Annotated in this window: 15 protein-coding genes; 8 read left to right on the top strand and 7 right to left on the bottom strand. The window is 59.6% G+C overall.

Annotated elements, in window-relative coordinates; translation table 11 throughout:
- Positions 1-38: 38 nt before the first annotated feature.
- Positions 39-2,105 carry a putative bifunctional diguanylate cyclase/phosphodiesterase gene (locus tag ACQKEN_RS00230; RefSeq protein ID WP_427682816.1) on the bottom strand — a complete coding sequence of 689 codons (2,067 nt, stop codon included), beginning with the start codon at positions 2,103-2,105 and terminating at the stop codon, positions 39-41.
- Positions 2,106-2,277: 172 nt separating this feature from the next.
- Here ACQKEN_RS00230 and uvrD point away from each other — a divergent pair, with 172 nt between their 5' ends.
- The 3 genes from uvrD (at position 2,278) to ACQKEN_RS00215 (ending at position 6,057) form a co-directional block, all read left to right on the top strand.
- On the top strand, positions 2,278-4,461 hold the full coding sequence (uvrD, locus tag ACQKEN_RS00225) for a DNA helicase II (RefSeq protein ID WP_133773942.1): 2,184 nt from the start codon (positions 2,278-2,280) through the stop codon (positions 4,459-4,461).
- Positions 4,462-4,666: 205 nt separating this feature from the next.
- Positions 4,667-5,521, top strand: a complete 855-nt coding sequence (locus tag ACQKEN_RS00220; RefSeq protein WP_427682814.1) for a Tim44 domain-containing protein — start codon at positions 4,667-4,669, stop codon at positions 5,519-5,521.
- Positions 5,522-5,649: 128 nt separating this feature from the next.
- Positions 5,650-6,057, top strand: a complete 408-nt coding sequence (locus ACQKEN_RS00215) for an SMI1/KNR4 family protein (RefSeq protein WP_074885991.1) — start codon at positions 5,650-5,652, stop codon at positions 6,055-6,057.
- Between the two features lie 60 nt (positions 6,058-6,117).
- Here ACQKEN_RS00215 and ACQKEN_RS00210 read toward each other — a convergent pair whose 3' ends face one another.
- Positions 6,118-7,872, bottom strand: a complete 1,755-nt coding sequence (locus ACQKEN_RS00210; RefSeq protein WP_427682811.1) for a cation:proton antiporter — start codon at positions 7,870-7,872, stop codon at positions 6,118-6,120.
- A 318-nt stretch (positions 7,873-8,190) separates the two neighbouring features.
- On the opposite strand from ACQKEN_RS00210, the gene ACQKEN_RS00205 reads away from it, so the two are divergent.
- On the top strand, positions 8,191-8,676 hold the full coding sequence (locus ACQKEN_RS00205; protein ID WP_122534219.1) for an acyl-CoA thioesterase: 486 nt from the start codon (positions 8,191-8,193) through the stop codon (positions 8,674-8,676).
- An 18-nt stretch (positions 8,677-8,694) separates the two neighbouring features.
- On the opposite strand, the gene pdxY is transcribed toward ACQKEN_RS00205, so the two are convergent.
- Positions 8,695-9,561: a pyridoxal kinase PdxY gene (gene pdxY, locus ACQKEN_RS00200; RefSeq protein ID WP_427682809.1), complete on the bottom strand. Its 867-nt coding sequence runs from the start codon at positions 9,559-9,561 to the stop codon at positions 8,695-8,697.
- A gap of 134 nt (positions 9,562-9,695) precedes the next feature.
- Between pdxY and ACQKEN_RS00195 the strand changes: the two genes are divergently transcribed.
- Complete coding sequence (locus ACQKEN_RS00195) at positions 9,696-10,088, top strand: DUF3301 domain-containing protein (protein ID WP_074886003.1); 393 nt, start codon at positions 9,696-9,698, stop codon at positions 10,086-10,088.
- Positions 10,089-10,108: 20 nt separating this feature from the next.
- On the opposite strand, the gene ACQKEN_RS00190 is transcribed toward ACQKEN_RS00195, so the two are convergent.
- Complete coding sequence (locus ACQKEN_RS00190) at positions 10,109-11,071, bottom strand: CobW family GTP-binding protein (RefSeq protein WP_427683761.1); 963 nt, start codon at positions 11,069-11,071, stop codon at positions 10,109-10,111.
- 51 nt (positions 11,072-11,122) lie between these two features.
- On the opposite strand from ACQKEN_RS00190, the gene ACQKEN_RS00185 reads away from it, so the two are divergent.
- Positions 11,123-11,500 (top strand): NADH:ubiquinone oxidoreductase, encoded by a 378-nt coding sequence (locus ACQKEN_RS00185; protein WP_427682806.1) that lies wholly within the window; start codon positions 11,123-11,125, stop codon positions 11,498-11,500.
- A 7-nt stretch (positions 11,501-11,507) separates the two neighbouring features.
- Here ACQKEN_RS00185 and zigA read toward each other — a convergent pair whose 3' ends face one another.
- On the bottom strand, positions 11,508-12,710 hold the full coding sequence (gene zigA, locus ACQKEN_RS00180; RefSeq protein WP_427682804.1) for a zinc metallochaperone GTPase ZigA: 1,203 nt from the start codon (positions 12,708-12,710) through the stop codon (positions 11,508-11,510).
- 86 nt (positions 12,711-12,796) lie between these two features.
- Between zigA and ACQKEN_RS00175 the strand changes: the two genes are divergently transcribed.
- A complete protein-coding gene (locus tag ACQKEN_RS00175) occupies positions 12,797-13,186 on the top strand; it encodes a glutamine synthetase (RefSeq protein WP_427682803.1) in 390 nt (129 codons plus the stop codon).
- Positions 13,187-13,252: 66 nt separating this feature from the next.
- Here ACQKEN_RS00175 and ACQKEN_RS00170 read toward each other — a convergent pair whose 3' ends face one another.
- Positions 13,253-14,491 carry an N-acetylmuramoyl-L-alanine amidase gene (locus ACQKEN_RS00170; protein WP_427682801.1) on the bottom strand — a complete coding sequence of 413 codons (1,239 nt, stop codon included), beginning with the start codon at positions 14,489-14,491 and terminating at the stop codon, positions 13,253-13,255.
- 244 nt (positions 14,492-14,735) lie between these two features.
- A complete protein-coding gene (locus ACQKEN_RS00165; RefSeq protein WP_427682799.1) occupies positions 14,736-15,257 on the bottom strand; it encodes a DUF3617 domain-containing protein in 522 nt (173 codons plus the stop codon).
- A 177-nt stretch (positions 15,258-15,434) separates the two neighbouring features.
- On the opposite strand from ACQKEN_RS00165, the gene cls reads away from it, so the two are divergent.
- Entirely contained in the window at positions 15,435-16,874 is a 1,440-nt protein-coding gene (gene cls, locus ACQKEN_RS00160) for a cardiolipin synthase (protein ID WP_427682797.1), read from the top strand.
- Positions 16,875-16,876: the final 2 nt, after the last annotated feature.

The raw sequence follows: 16,876 nt of genomic DNA, 5'->3' as shown, positions 1-16,876 counted from the left end.
AAACGATCTTCCCGCGGTCAACCGATCGGTGTTGAGGGTCAGGTCGCTTTGTAGTGTAGGGCTTTTCGCACAGGACTCCAGGCTTCGGTTTGCCGGCTGCGCAGGATGCCGCCCATGACGCTGGCTTCCACCGGCCGACTGATCAAGTAGCCTTGGACCTCGTCGCAACCATGAGACCTGAGAAACTCCAGTTGCTCGCAATCTTCAACGCCCTCGGCCACCACCCTGAGGTCAAGACTGTGGGCCATCGCGATAATCGCCTTGGTAATCGCCGCGTCTTCCGCCCCTTCATTCAAACCACGAATAAAGGCCTGGTCGATCTTCACGCAGTGCACCGGAAATCGTTTCAGGTAGCTCAACGATGAATAGCCGGTGCCAAAGTCGTCGATGGCCAGTTTTACGCCGAGTGCGCGCAGTTGCTGAAATGTGGTGATGATGTGCTCGACGCTCTCCAGCAGCTGACTCTCGGTGAGCTCAAGCTCCAGGTATTCCGGCTTGAGCCCGGTCTCTTCGAGCACTTGCCGCACAAGGCTGACCAGCTTGCCCTGACGCATCTGGTGCACCGAAAGATTGACGGAAACCCTGATCGGCGCGAGACCCTCCCGCTGCCATTCACAGGCCTGGTGGCAGGCTTTGCGCAGCACGAACTCCCCGATGTTGGCGATCAGGCCGGTCTCCTCCGCCAGCCCGATGAACTCGCCGGGCGAAATCAGACCGCGCTCGGGATGACGCCAGCGCACCAGTGCTTCCGCAGAATTGAGGCGCCCGCTTTCCAGCTCCAGCTTCGGCTGATAAAAAACCTCCAGCTGCCCTTCTGCAATCGCGCGCCGCAGCTGGATTTCCAGCTGCAAACGACCAGGCGTGCCTGCCTCAAGACTCTCGCTGTAGAACTGGAAATTGTCGCCGCCCAGGTGCTTGGCGTGCTGCATGGCCATATTCGCCTGGCTGACCAGGGCGGGAATGTCACGGGCAGAGCCCGGCAGCAACGCAATGCCGATCGAGGCACTGATCACCAGCTCATGGCCGGACACCGATATCGGCGAGCGTAATTTCGCCAGCAAGCGCGTCGTGATTCGCGCCATCGTGGTCAGGTTGCCGTGGCTGTCGAACAGCACGGCAAACTCGTCCGCCGACAACCGCGCGACAGTGTCGGCGTCTGCGACGTGGGCATTCAGCCGGCGCGCGACGAGGCGCAGCAGTTGATCAGCGATGTCGTGACCCAGGCTGTCGTTGAGCAATTTGAAGCGATCAAGGTTGATGTGCAGTAGCGCCAACGTGCGACCGCCATGACGCGCACGCTGGTTGGCCTCACGCAGCCGCTCATTGAACAGCGCCCGATTGGCAAGGCCGGTCAGCTCATCGTAATGGGTCAGATAACGCGTACGCTCCTCGTATTGGCGCTTCAGCTCGCGATTAAGCTCGTCGCTTTCGGCCTGGGCCTGTTGCAGGTGCTCAATGAGCGCCACGTTCTGAAACCGGCGGATCAGGCCCCGCTCGATCAGACGGTTGACCTGCGCGGCCACCACGATTAGCGCCAGCAGCAGGATCAGTCCCAGCCAGCCCCAGCCATGGCACTGAGGGTCGCCGGTCCAGAACAGATAAAGGATGGGCGGCAGCAGGCACGGCATCGTGAACGTGAGAAAAGCCGGAATGCTCACCGCATAGGCCACACTGGCAGACAGCGTCGCAGCGCCGAGCAGGCCGAACACCCAGGCCTGCTGAGCCAGGCTTTGCGCCGGCATCAACACCAGCGCGGCGCTGGACAGGGTGAAACCGCTGACGCAGGCGCCGGCCAGAAACATGCGATTCCAGATCGGCTGCGATCGACGATCGAGTGATGCCGACCTGAACGCCGCGACTTGCAGCACGCGCAGGCACACCAGCGCTGACAGCCATCCCAGCCAGACGCCAACCAGCACGTATCGCTCGGGGCTCCAAAGCAGCCACGCACAGAGCAAACCATTGATGAACATGAACAGGGTCGGCAGCAGCGATCCCTGATAAAGAAGGCGGGTGCGCTCGGCGGCAAGCTGGTTCGCAAACTGCTTGCAGATGACACGACGTGTCGCCACGGAGTCTGCCGGGGCTTCGGAGCTGAAGGTCATGGCGTTTCTTATAATTGGTGGCCTTGAACGTTCGCGGAGGATACACAAGCGACCGTCGAGACCAAACAGTCATCAATTAAAATCTACAGACGGCAAAAAATGGGGACGACAACATCACGACCGGCCAGCGTTAGGGTTTGCCCATGCCCTCACGGCACCCTAGAATGCCCCGATGCGCGATGACCTCTCCCTTCTGCTTAACTCCCTCAACGATGCCCAACGCCAGGCCGTAGCTGCCTCCGTGGGTCGTCAGTTGGTCCTGGCCGGCGCTGGTTCCGGCAAAACCCGTGTGCTGGTGCACCGTATCGCCTGGTTGATTCAGGTCGAGAACGCCTCGCCGCACTCGATCCTGTCGGTGACGTTCACCAACAAGGCCGCAGCCGAGATGCGCCATCGCATCGAGCAGTTGATGGGTATCAACCCGGCCGGCATGTGGGTGGGCACCTTCCACGGCCTGGCGCACCGCCTGCTGCGGGCGCACTGGCAGGAAGCGGGTCTGAACCAGAGCTTCCAGATCCTCGACAGCGACGACCAGCAGCGACTGGTCAAGCGCGTCATGCGCGAGCTGAATCTGGACGAGCAGCGCTGGCCGGCACGGCAGGCGCAGTGGTTCATCAATGGCCAGAAGGACGAAGGGCTGCGACCGAAACACATTCAGGCCTCGGGCGACCTGTTTCTGACGACCATGAAGTCGGTCTACGAGGCGTACGAAGCGGCCTGTCAGCGCGCCGGCGTTATCGACTTCTCCGAGCTGCTGCTTCGCGCGCTGGACCTGTGGCGCGACAATCCGAGCCTGCTTGCGCACTATCAGCGTCGTTTCCGTCACGTGCTGGTGGACGAATTCCAGGACACCAACGCCGTTCAATACGCCTGGTTGCGCCTGCTTGCACAGGGTGGCGACAGCCTGATGGTGGTCGGCGACGACGATCAGTCCATCTACGGCTGGCGTGGCGCGAAGATCGAGAATATTCATCAGTATTCCGAAGACTTCCCCGACACCGAGACCATTCGCCTGGAGCAGAACTATCGCTCCACCGCGAGCATCCTCAAGGCCGCCAACGGCTTGATCGTCAATAACACCGGCCGCTTGGGCAAAGAGCTGTGGACGGACGTCGGCGACGGCGAGCTGATCAATCTGTATGCAGCGTTCAACGAACACGACGAAGCGCGTTACGTGGTCGAGACCATTGAGAGCGCGATCAAGACCGGGCTGGCGCGCAGCGACATCGCCATTCTGTATCGTTCCAACGCCCAGTCGCGGGTCCTCGAAGAGGCATTGCTGCGCGAGCGCATCCCATACCGTATTTACGGTGGCCAGCGATTCTTCGAGCGCGCCGAGATCAAGAACGCCATGGCGTACATGCGCCTGCTGGACGGGCGCGGTAATGATTCGGCGCTGGAGCGGGTCATCAACGTTCCGCCCCGCGGCATTGGTGAGAAAACCGTCGAAGCGATTCGCGAGCATGCGCGCCATGCCGATGTTTCCATGTGGGAAGCCATGCGCCTGCTGGTCGCCAACAAAGGCCTAACCGGTCGTGCCGCTGGCGCACTGGGGGCGTTCATCGAACTGATCGAAAACCTCGCCGCCAAGGCCGCAGACATGCCGCTGCATCTGATGACCCAAACGGTCATCGAGCAGTCCGGCCTGATCACGTACCACAAGGAAGAGAAAGGCGAGAAAGGCCAGGCCCGAGTGGAAAACCTTGAGGAACTGGTCAGCGCCGCACGCGCTTTCGAGAACAGCGACGAAGAGGAAGACCTGACGCCGCTGGCTGCATTCCTTGGCCATGCCTCACTGGAGGCAGGCGATACGCAGGCGGACGAGCACGAAGACAGCATTCAGTTGATGACGCTGCACAGCGCCAAAGGTCTGGAGTTCCCGTACGTGTTCCTGGTGGGGATGGAAGAAGGCCTGTTTCCGCACAAGATGAGCCTGGAAGAGCCGGGCCGCCTGGAAGAAGAGCGTCGTCTGGCTTATGTGGGCATCACTCGCGCCATGCAGCATCTGGTGATGACGTACGCAGAAACCCGACGCCTCTACGGAAGCGAAACCTACAACAAGGTCTCGCGCTTCGTTCGGGAGGTCCCGCCCAATCTGATTCAGGAAGTGCGGCTGTCCAACAGCGTGACCCGTCCGTTCGGCGGCTCCAAAACCATGGCCCCGAGTCGTCTGTTCGACGGCGAAGCCATTCCGCAGAGCCAGTTCTCCCTGGGTCAGCACGTGCAGCACGCGGTGTTTGGCGAAGGCGTGATCCTCAACTTCGAGGGTTCAGGCGCTCAGGCGCGGGTGCAGGTGAATTTTTCGGAAGGCAGCAAGTGGCTGATGCTGGGGTACGCGAAGCTCGAGCCAGTTTGATCGGCAACGACGATGCGTTGATGCACCCCTTGTATTCCCACATCCACCCCCCATCTTTCCTACAGAACTTTCTTCACCTGCCTACAACCCAAGCAGGGCAGGCAGGTGAAGATTCACGCAAAAGCCGGAAACATATGGCCGCTGGTCATCCCCATTTGTCCTGTGCAACATGGCGCGCGTGCAATCCACAAACGGGAATTCCCTTATGCAACGTTTTCTTAGCATCGCTTTGGCAATGATGATCGGGCTCACCATGAGCCTCGATGTCAATGCTGCGCGTTTCGGTGGTGGCAAGAGCATGGGCTCGGCGCCAAGTCACCAGGCGCGTCAAACAGCTCCTTCTGCTCCTGCCGCAGCACCTAACGCCGCTGGCCGTCCTGCGCCTGCTGCGGGCGGTGCTTCCAAATGGCTGGGCCCATTGGCCGGTCTCGCCGCCGGTGGTCTTCTGGCTTCCATGTTCATGGGCGGTGGCTTCGAGGGCATGCAGTTCTTCGATATCCTGATCATGGCGATCATCGCCTTCGTGATCTTCCGCTTCATCGCGGCGCGTCGACGCAAACAGCAGCCACAGATGGCCCCTGCTGGTGCTCCTTATCAGCGTGAAACCTTCGAACAGCCACAACCGGCACAGAATTCGATCTTCGGTGGTTCTGCTCCTGCAGCGGCAGCTCGTCCGGTGATCAACGCGCCGGCCTGGTTCAACGAAGAACGCTTCCTTGAAGCGGCCCGCAGCCACTTCCAATCGCTGCAACAGCACTGGGACGCGAACGAGATGGACAAGATCTCCGAGTTCGTGACCCCGCAAATGCTGCAGTTCCTGAAAAAAGAACGTGCCGATCTGGGTGATGGTTTCCAGTCCACCTTCATTGACAACCTCACCGTGCAACTTGACGGTCTGGACGATCGCGCCGACAAGACCATCGCCACGCTGACGTTTAGCGGTGTGTCGAAAACGTCGCGCTTCGATCAGGGCGAAGTGTTCAGCGAAAGCTGGAACATGGAGCGTGCCCAAGGTGACAACCAGCCTTGGCTGGTGGCAGGTATCCGCCAGAACGGCTAATACCGCTGAGCTGCTGCAAATGAACCCCGGACTTGTTCCGGGGTTCTGCTTTCTATAGAAGCCAAGTTAATTTGGCGATGCCTTTGAGCTACTGTATAACCCGCGCAAATCGTTAGAGGATCCACGTCGTGGAAGAAGTCATCGAACAACTCCGTGAAGCCAATGAACCGGTCCCTGTCCCGCTTGAACTGCCTGATGAAGATCAGCTGGTCGAAGTTGAGGAGCAGCTGTTCATCAATATCCCCTTCGTCTTCAAGGAGTTCTTGCTCACCGTCAGCGACGTGGTTTACGGCAGCCTTGAGCCTGTCACCGTCACTGATCCGGGCTCGCATACGTATCTGCCGGAGGTGGCGGCGACCGCCTGGGACATCGGCGTGCCCCGCGAGCTGATCCCGATTTGTCAGGACGGCGAGGATTACTACTGCGTTGAAGAAGACGGCACTGTGGTGCTGTGGTCTGGCGAAGAAGAACTCGTCACCGAAGAAAACTGGGAATCCGTCTGGCACTGGGCGCGTGACGTGTGGCTGGAAAGCTGAGAAACATAGATGCTTTCCTGAGTCAGCCTTGAGCCACAAAGCTCAAGGCTGACTCAGCACTCATGGCTCTGGATGATTGCCCAGAGTTTCGAGCAACGCGACCTGCATGCGCGTATGCACACGGATGAACCAGCGCCACAGCACAGCAGCCACCACGGCCGCCACGATGACGATCAGCATTAACCATTCGCGCGTCGGCAGCATGCTGGATGACAGCAATGCGATCAGCAGAAAAATCACCACCAATGACAGCAGCGGGATCACTTCGGCGATCACCCGCCGGACGCTCGCTGTGTGCCTGCCCGCCATTTCCGGCTTCACGCTCATCTCTGCCAGCAGCATCGACAGCGCCTTGAGCTTGCGATAAGCCGCGATCAGAAACGGCAGCGACAGTAGCAATGAAGCGCCCCATATCCAGGCTTTTTGCTGCCCGACATCGCTGACCCATTCGCTGAAATAGACGCCTATCCGCTCCGCGAAGAATGCCCCGGTGAAGAAGATGGCGATGACCAGCGCCAGATTGATCCCGACTTGCAGCAGGATCTTCCGGATCATCGCCGCCAGCACCGCGCCCTGCCCCTGCGGCTGAATACTGCGCAGCCACTCTCCGTACAGGCCAAACACCCGCGCCATGCGTGCAGGAACAATAGCGCCCAGCGTGTGGGACAGCGGGTCTGCTGCGCGGATGAGGTAAGGCGTCAACAGCGTCGTGATTGCGGAGACCGCCACGGCGACCGGATAGAGAAAGTCGCTGGTGACCTGCAGCGTCATACCTAGCGCTGCGATGATGAAGGAGAACTCGCCAATCTGTGACAGCCCCATCCCCACCCGCAGCGAGGTCTTGCCGTCGTTGCCTGCGATGAAAGCGCCCAGCCCGCAGGAAATCATCTTGCCCAACACCACAGCGACCGTAATCACCGCGATGGGCCAGGCGTAATCGAGCAGAATGTTCGGATCGATCATCAAGCCGATTGCGACGAAGAAGATCGCGCTGAACATGTCACGGATGGGCTCGACCAGGTGCTCGATCTTCGCCAGTTGCCTGGATTCGGCCATGATCGCGCCGATGAGAAATGCCCCCAGCACCATGCTGTACTCGAGTTTCACCACCAGCAGGCAAAACCCGAAGCACAAACCCAGCACGGTGATCAGCAGCATCTCGTTGCTCTCGAACTTCGCGACATAGGCCAGCACCCGCGGCACGACCAGAATGCCGATGACCAACGCCACGATCATGAACAGCGACAGCTTGCCGACCGTGGAAAATACCTCGCCTGAGCTGACCGTGCCGCTCACGGCGATGCCTGACAAGAGCGCGATGATGCCAATGCCGAGGATGTCTTCAACGATGAGCACGCCGAAGATCAGTTGGGCGAAGCGCTGGTTTTTCATCTTCAGGTCGTTGAGCGCTTTGACGATGATGGTGGTGGACGAGATCGCCAGAATGGCACCCAGGAACAGCGAGTCCATGGTATTCCAGGCGAAGAACTGGCCGATTTCGTAACCGATCCAGATCATCAGCATGATTTCAAGAAACGCGGCAATGAACGCCGTTGCGCCCACCTTGAACAGTTTGCGCAGGCTGAATTCCAGGCCAAGGCAGAACATCAGAAAGATCACGCCGAGTTCGGCAAGGGTCTTGATGGTGTCTTCGTCGTGAATGAGACCGAACGGCGGGGTGTGCGGGCCGATAATGAAGCCGGCGACGATGTAGCCGAGCACCACAGGTTGCTTGAGCCGATGAAACACCACCGTTACGACGCCAGCGATGAGCATGATCACAGCCAGGTCTTGAATGAAACTGATGGCATGCACGGGCGCTGCTCCTGCTGGCAATCGATGAAATACGCGTATCCGCCTGAAAGAGAGAAGACCGCTGTACGAAAACTCGCCAACGAAGCCTGAATATTCTGACTGAGACGCAGGATTTACCCCATCCAAGGGCTTTCGCAGGTTAACACCGCACAAAAGCAGCAGAAGCCAGTGCAATATATGGAAACAGATGGGTGCAGGGCGTGACGGCGGAGCGGTCGTTGGCGTCCCGGTATCGATGGTTTTGTCGCCAATCTGCATTCGCGCACCCGAGCACCCGAGCAAGGTGCCTTCTGACCCTTTTAGACCGTGAGCAACGCTATGGAACCCGGAAACGCCCAGCTGTCGATGACTGTATTGATGACCCCGGACATGGCCAACTTTTCTGGCAACGTGCACGGCGGGACACTGCTGAAGTACCTCGATGAAGTGGCCTACGCATGCGCAAGCCGTTACGCAGGACGCTATGTGGTGACGCTGTCGGTGGATCAGGTGATTTTCCGTGAGCCGATTCACGTCGGCGAGCTGGTCACGTTCCTGGCATCGGTCAACTACACCGGCAATACGTCCATGGAAGTAGGCATCAAGGTGGTGACCGAAAACATCCGCGAACGCTCGGTTCGTCACACCAATAGCTGCTTCTTCACCATGGTCGCGGTGGACGACCAGCGCAAACCTGCCAGCGTACCGCCACTAACGCCGGCCAACAGCGAAGACAAGCGCCGTTACGTGCAGGCACAACAACGCCGCCAGATCCGTCAGGAACTGGAGAAGCGTTATCGTGAAATCAAGGATGAGCCGGTTTAAGCCAGCACGGGCTTCGGCTTACAGCCGGACCGCTTCGAACTTGACGCGCGGATGGGCGATTCGGTCCTGCGCGCGCACCAGTTCCAGCTCATAGCTGCCGCAGGCCTGGGTTTCCAGGAGCACTTCATGCACCGCTGAGGCCGCGAATTCGAAGGCGCTGCGCAGATCGTCACCCAGCAGAATCCGAGACAGGAACAGCCCGGACGTCAGGTCGCCCACGCCGACAGGCTGCCGAGGGAATGCCAGCAGCGGTCGGCGCAGGTGCCAGGTTTCCTGCTCGGTCACCAGCAGCATTTCAAAGCCGTCCGCGGACTTTCCCGGATAGGCCAGGTGCTTGACGACTACCGCCTTCGGGCCTCGGGCCAGCAACGCTCGCGCCATGGTCACGCAGTCGAGCAACGATTCGGGTTTACGGCCGGAGAAGCTGTCCAGCTCCAGCTGGTTGGGGCAAAGAAAGTCGGCCACCGCAGCGGCTTCGTCCAGCAGGAAATCGCTGACCTCCTGTGGCACGATGCAGCCCTTCTCGGGATGTCCCATCACCGGATCACACAAATACAGCGCGCGGGGATTGGCGCGTTTGATCTGTGCAACGGCGCTCAGAATCGCCCGCCCCTGCGCTGCGCTCCCCAGATAACCCGACAGCACCGCGTCGCAATTCCCCAACTCGCCTATCGCGGCAATCCCCTCGACCAACGCCGGGATCTGCTGCGGCGCCAGGACTTCCCCTGCCCAGTGTCCATACTGAGTGTGGTTGGAGAACTGAACGGTATTCAACGGCCAGACATTGATGCCGATACGCTGCATAGGGAACACGGCTGCGCTGTTGCCGGCGTGACCAAACACGACATGCGACTGGATGGCGAGTAGATGGGGCGTACGTTTCATGACAGGTTCCTGAGACCGGGAAGGCACAGTAGTGGCGATGCCGGACGAAGTGAAGCGAAATTAAACTTTCGGGCTATGGCTGTCTGTCACCCGACGCAGTTAAGCTGCAAGCCTTCTGTTGGAGTTCTTTTTCCATGCTGACCCTGGGCAACATTTTCGTCCTCATGCTGCTGGCGACTGCCGGCGCCTGGCTGTGGCACGCCCATGGCTTGCGTGAACGGGCGCTCGAACGCGTCAAACAGCATTGCGCCAAACTCGATCTCGAGTTGCTCGACGGCAACGTGGCGCTGAAGCGACTCGCCTTCAAACGTGACAATGAAGGCCGCAAGCGCCTGGCGCGTGTGTATAACTTCGAATTCACGGTCACCGGTGAGCATCGGCATCCCGGCACGATCACCATGTTCGGTGCCCACGCGGCGCAGATCGAGCTGGCGCCCTACCCGTTCGAGATCAAAGACCCGAAGCCCACCGCCGAGATCATTCAGCTGAGCCAGTGGCGTCAGGAACACAACAAGTGGAAGCAGTGATGCTCTGTGGATAACTCGCTTTAGAGCAGACAGGCCGCCAGCGCGGTCTGCAAAGCGGCCTCGTCCTGAGGCCCGTCGAAGATCAGCTCAAGGCGAGAGTCTTTGCGCCACTCACTCGACGCCCATTCCAACATGCTACCGTTCAGCGCATTGCCTGAAACCCATCCCTTTTCGCTGTGGATAACCAGCTTGGCGCGCCGCCAGCCCAAGGGTTGCAGCCAGGCTTGCACCTTTGCCGCATCGAACACCCGCTCAGGGTGCCAGCGCCAGCCAATGCTCCAGCCGTCCGCCTGTTGCTGGCTCAGACAGACCGGCGTCATCGGGTCTGCCCACGCTGAGGGGAGCTGCGCCAATGACCGGGGGATGGCCGGATTGTCGGAGCCAGCGTGGGCGCTGACGTCGATGCCGGGCAACGAATCCAGAGACAACGCCCCGTGCTCAGTCCAGCTCAGCATCCGGACTGGCAGCCTATCGGCAATCGCCTTTCGCGTCGCGGCGTCCAGCCCGTCAGACTTGTTCAGCACCAACAAACCCGCATTCGCCAAAGCTTCTTGCTGGGTGTCAGGCAGTACTTTGCCGTGGGCGAGTGCCTGAGCGTCGAGCACCATGACACTGGGCTGGATCGACAGCACGCCGGTCCAGGGCGCTTCATGTAATTGCTTGATCAACTGAACCGGATGCCCCAGTCCGGAGGGCTCGATGAGCAAGCGGTCCGGCCTGGCTTTGCGTAACAGCCGGCCGAGGCCAATCTGGAAAGGCGCGCCATTGACGCAGCACAGGCAACCGCCAGCCACTTCACCAAGTGCGATACCATCGTCGCCGGTCGTCAGCAGCGCAGCATCGAGGCCTATCTGGCCGAACTCATTGATCAGCACAGCCCAGCGCTCGTGCGCAGGTTTCTGCTTCAAAAGATGCCTGATCAAGCTCGTCTTGCCGGCACCTAACGGGCCTGCAATGACATGAGTGGGGATGTTCTGCAGCATGTCGGCCATTCTTGAGATCGCTCCTGAAATGAGCGCTGACGGAGGTAATTGATGCGAGCAATCTGGCGGCCCATGGGACTGGCGTGGGCGCTGATGGCGATGACGTCGACGCAGGTCTTGGCTGAGTCGTGCGTTGTGCACAGCCAAGGCGAGCGCGTGGACGTCAAAGTCTGTCAGGAAAATCTGAACATCCCGCCAGATCTGTTCCACGACGGATTCTGCAAACCTCAGCTCAAGGATCAGAAAACCGAGGTCACCTACTTGGAGCAATGCCCTGCCGGGTCATTTGGCCAGTGCAGCAACGCTCAGGTGGCCAATATGCCTTATCGGCAGAACATTCACTATTACGGTGTGGCCAGCGACGCGGCGTTTCTCAAACCGTTCTGCGAGCAGCAGAGCAAAGGCATCTGGAAAACGCAGCAAGACTGACGGTTTTTCACGCTGCATCACCGTACCAGTCGCCAAACGGATCTGGCATTGAGCGCCAGTCTGCAATGCCGCCCGCCATCTCGGCCTCGGTCAGCAGGCATTCATCGAGCTCGGCAGCCAGGCGAGCGAAGTCGATGTTCTGCCCGATGAAGACCAGCTCCTGACGGCAATCGCCGGTCTCGGCTTCCCAGCTGCGCATGATCACCTGCGTGCTTTCATCGTCCTGCGGCCACTGAGCTTTGGGCACGAAGCGCCACCAACGACCGGCGAAACCATGACGCATCAAGCCGCCGGCCTGGGACCAACTGCCCGCATCCTCGTGTTTGCTGGCGAGCCAGAAAAAGCCCTTCGAGCGCAGCAGCCGCCCGTTTTCCCACGGTGCATTCAGGAAGTCAAAAAAGCGTTGGGGGTGAAAAGGTCGACGCGCCCGATAGGCCGTGGACGCAATGCCATATTCTTCGGTCTCCGGCGTGTGCTCGCCGCGCAACTCTTTGAGCCAGCCCGGTGCCTGGGCCGCGCGCTCGAAGTCGAAACGGCCGGTGTCGAGGATCTTGCTCAGGGGCACAGCGCCCATGACCATCGGCAGAATCTCCGCCTGGCTGTTAAGCCGCCGCAAGATCGCCATCAGCTCCCGGCGATCAGTTGAGCTGATCAGGTCGATCTTGCTGATAAGGATCACGTCCGCAAACTCAACCTGCTCAATCAGCAGATCAGTGATTGCCCGCTCGTCATCCTCGCCCAGGGTTTCGCCTCGTGAAGCCAGGCTTTCTGCGGCGTTGAAGTCCTGCAAAAAATTCAGGCCATCGACCACCGTCACCATGGTGTCGAGTCGGGCGACATCGGCCAGGCTCCGGCCCTGTTCATCGCGAAAGGTAAACGTTTCGGCCACGGGAAGCGGCTCGGAAATGCCCGTGGATTCGATCAGCAAATAGTCGAAGCGGCCTTCATGGGCCAGCCGGCTGACCTCTTCCAGCAAGTCTTCGCGCAGGGTGCAGCAGATGCAGCCGTTGCTCATCTCCACCAGTTTTTCTTCCGCCCGATTGAGGCTGACGTCCCGCTGAACTTCGCTCCCGTCGATGTTGATCTCGCTCATGTCGTTGACGATCACGGCGACGCGCAAATTATCGCGATTGCGCAGGATGTGATTCAGCAGCGTGCTTTTGCCAGCGCCAAGGAAGCCGGAAAGAACGGTAACGGGAAGGCGGTTCATGAAGGTTTCACCAGAGTGCGGATATGATCGCTTTTTACGTTATAGTATAACGATACTCAGGCGCTAATCTTTTTTAAGGCAGCTTCATGACTCGGTTGTTTCGGTTGTTTGCAGGGTGCTTGCTGGTCTTGAGCACGCAGGCGTTGGCTATGCCGCCCTCGCCCACGCTGGACAAGGCGTTGTGCACGCGAACCGCGACGCTGTTGGCCTGCATTGATGCCGACAACAACACGTACAGCGTGGCGGTGGCAGGGAAAACCATGTTTGTGCGCGGCTTCGAAAGCGTCGGCAATCGCCGCTGGGCACAGACCAACAGCCGGTACGGTTCGCTGACGTTTTTTACCGGGCTGGCATCAAACGGCGAGACTTGGGTGGGGTATACCCGGAAAGTGGGCTGGACGACAATGAGCCGGGTGTCGAGTTCGAGCGGGAGCAGGACCAAGATCACCTGCGACCGGGTGATGGGTTGCCGGTGAGCTGCGCGGCTGACCCGTTTCCGGGGAGAGGCAATCTGCTCTCCCCGGCGCTCAGCATCGTGATCCTTAAACCAACGCCTCATTCGCCTTTTGCTCTTGCCGCCAGGCCACGTATGAGCCCGCCGGCGGATTGCGCTCGAAATAGCGCTTCATGCCATCGAACAAACCGTCGGCCACGGCCTGCTGATGGCGCGCGGTGACGAGGCGCTGACTGTCGCGGCTGTTGGAGATGAAGCCGGTCTCGACCAGAATCGACGGTACATCCGGTGATTTCAGCACCGCAAAACCGGCCTGTTCCACGCGTTTCTGGTGCAGCGTCGTGATCCCTTCCAGGCTACCCAGGACGGTGTGACCCAAATCCAGACTCGCGGCGATCGTGGCGTTCATCGACATGTCGAGAATCACGCCCGCCAGCATCGGGTCCTTGTCTTTCAGGTTCAGCAGGCTGGTCGCGCCGATCAGGTCGGCGCCGTTTTCACGCTGGGCCATGAAGCGCGCCGTCGCCGATGTCGCGCCGTTCTCCGACAGCGCGAACACCGACGCGCCGGAGGCCGTGAGGCGAGGAGCGGCGTCGGCGTGAACCGAGATGAACATATCGGCGTTGTACTTGCGGGCGAAGTCCACGCGCTTGCGCAGCGGCACGAAAAAGTCGTCGTTGCGAACCAGGCGCACATCAAAGCCCTTTTCGCGCTTCAAACGCTTGGCGAGCAACTGCGCAATGGACAGCACGACGTCTTTCTCGCGCTCACCCTTCGAGCCAACGGCGCCAGGGTCTTTGCCACCGTGGCCTGCATCGACGACCACCATGATGTCGCGTTTGGAACGGTCCCTTCCCGTGGCCTGCGTGGGTGGCTCCTTCGCCAGCGGCGCGGCTGCGGCCAGCTGCACCGGCGGACGGGAAAGTACGTCATGCCCCAGATCCAGAACCAGCCGATTGCCCTGCGCGCCTTCTGGACCCAGCAGGAAACTGTTGATCTGCACGGGGGATGTCAGATCAAGAACGATGCGGGTATCGCTCTGGCCGAAGTGGCCGGAGCGAATGGATTTGATCGGCGTGTTTTCCAGCGCCAGCTGACTGAAGTTGCCCTCAAGCCGCGCGCCGCTGACATCAATGATGATCCGCTCTGGCGCGCTGAGGGTGAAGGTCTTGTACTGCACCGGGCCACTCAGGTCGAACACGAGACGCAGCTTGCTATCGGAACGCCAAAGGCGGGCGTTTCGGATCTGCGTCGCGTTGACTGAGAATGGAAGCGCAAAGGCGGCGCTGGCCAAAAGCATATTGAGCAGCATTTGACGTCGGTGCATGGCACGTTCCGAAGGCGAAGAGCATCCCGGCTCAGAGATGGAGGACAATAGTTACAATATAACAGCCGGAATATCGGACGAAGATGAAGCTTTTTATAAGAATGGCTGGGGTTTTAATCAGTTTGTTCAACGCCTAACGTCGCAAAGCTCATGTGGAACAACAACATGTTCCACGTGGAACACGAACCGCTTTGCACAAACAAAAACGCCCTGACGAGTCAGGGCGCTTAACGAGCAGGATGTGTCAGGTTCTTGGTTTAACAGTGCCGCACTGCTGACCCAGCCAAACAGCGCGCGTGTCCATGCTGCCGTTCTGCTGCTGGCCTGTCGCGTTGAAGGAGCCAATGACATGGGTGTTGAATTCACGGTCACTGAGAAACTGTGCAGTCCCGGTGCCTTGGGCGCGAGGGCAACTGAACTTGAATTTCCAGGTGGCGCCGGTGCGCTCGGTGATCTGCTGGGTGCAGCCAGACTTCGGATCGGTCAGAGGGATCTGTTCATTCTTAACCTGCTCCTGCGTGAGGCAAATACGAACGCCCTTCCCGCCCAGAGTAACGCCTTGTTTTTCCAGCATTTGCTCCATGGCTGCGCGCTGCTGCGGCGCCATCATTTGCAGTTGCGAAAGCATTACTTGCAGGTCCGGCATCTGCTGGCCGTCCACCTGCATGTTGCTGGAGCTCAGCTCCCACAGTCCGGGCTGCAACACCTGTGCCTGGGCGAAGGGCGCAGTCAGACAAATCATCAACGCCAGTACGCGCTTTTTCATGAATCGGGTTTCCTTTAATGACTCTTGGGCATTCTTGAGGCGACCTGCGTGCAGGTCACTGAACGATGACGGTTAGACGGCAGATCGGGCAGCCAGTTGCAGTCTCAATAAAATAGCGACAATCCCGGCGCCGTGTGGTCTGTTAGACACCAATAAGCTTATGGCACAAGGTTGCGCATGGATTACCACAGCCCGTATTTCTTTGGCTATTTGCTGGGTTTCACTCACCTGCTGGGCATTGTCGCAGCTATCCACGCCTTACTCACTGTGCGTACGGCTCAAGGCTCAATCGCTTGGGCGATGCCTCTCATTTTCATCCCCTATGTCGCACTGATTCCGTATCTGGTTTTCGGGCGGAGTACGTTCGACGCCTACATCAAGGCGCGGCGTCAGGCCAACACCGAAATGCGCGCGGCGATCGCCGATTTCAATTGGAAGCCATGGATTGAAGAAGCGGTGGCAGCACGGCGCTCGGACGCTTATCGCTCCCTGCGCGCGATGCCAAAACTGGGGCGCATGCCGTGCCTGGCAAACAACGAAGTAAAGCTGCTGATCAACGGCGATGAAACATTTGGCGCGATCTTCGAGGCCATAAAAGGCGCCAAACACGTGGTGTTCGTGCAGTTTTTCATCATCCACGACGATGATCTGGGTCGCCGCCTGCAAGGGCTGTTGCTGGAGAAAGCCGCCGAGGGCGTGGCGATTCATGTGCTCTACGACCGGATCGGCAGCCATGCATTGCCGGCGCGCTACATCGACAAGCTGCGTGCCGGTGGCGTGCAGATCAAGGCCTTCGCCACACGAGGCGGCTGGCTGACACGCTTCCAGATCAACTTCCGCAACCATCGCAAGATCGTGGTGGTTGACGGCGTCAAAGGATTTGTTGGCGGGCACAACGTGGGCGATGAATACCTGGGCCTCAAGCCGCCGCTGGCGCCGTGGCGCGATACCCACGTTAGCGTGGTCGGACCTGTCGTGGCGTGTCTGCAAGAATCGTTTGCCGAGGACTGGTTCTGGGCGACCCGCGAAATCCCGCCGCTGATCCTGCCGGACAGTTACCCGGAAGACGGCGTGCTGTGCCAGTTACTCGCCAGTGGCCCGGCCGATGCGCAGGAAACCTGCTCGCTGTTCTTCGTCGAAGCCATTCACGCGGCTAGCGAGCGGGTGTGGATCACGACACCGTATTTCATTCCCGACGAGGCGGTTTCCGCTGCGCTTAGACTGGCAGTACTGCGCGGCGTAGATGTGCGCCTGCTGCTGCCATCGCGTCCTGACCACTACACGGTGTATGCCGCCTCCAGCTTGTTTGCGTTTGAAGCAGTCCGCGCAGGCGTTCGCATCTTCCGCTACAAACCTGGCTTCCTGCATCAGAAGGTGGTGCTGGTGGATAACGCGATCTCGGCGATCGGCAGCGCCAACCTGGACAACCGCTCGTTCCGGCTCAACTTCGAACTCATGCTGCTGACCGTGGATGAGGACTTCGCACGCGAAGTCGAAACCATGCTGATCGATGACTTCGCCCTCTCCCACGAAATCTCAAGCGAAGAAAGCAAAGAAACCCATCATTTGCAGCAGCTGGGAATGCGCGTCGCCAGGCTGATTTCGCCCATTCTTTGATT

The organism is Pseudomonas sp. NPDC078416 (genome assembly GCF_050268485.1).
Lineage (GTDB): Bacteria > Pseudomonadota > Gammaproteobacteria > Pseudomonadales > Pseudomonadaceae > Aquipseudomonas.
The sequence above is the reverse complement of the archived record's forward strand: the minus strand, read 5'-3'. Positions and strand labels throughout refer to the sequence as shown.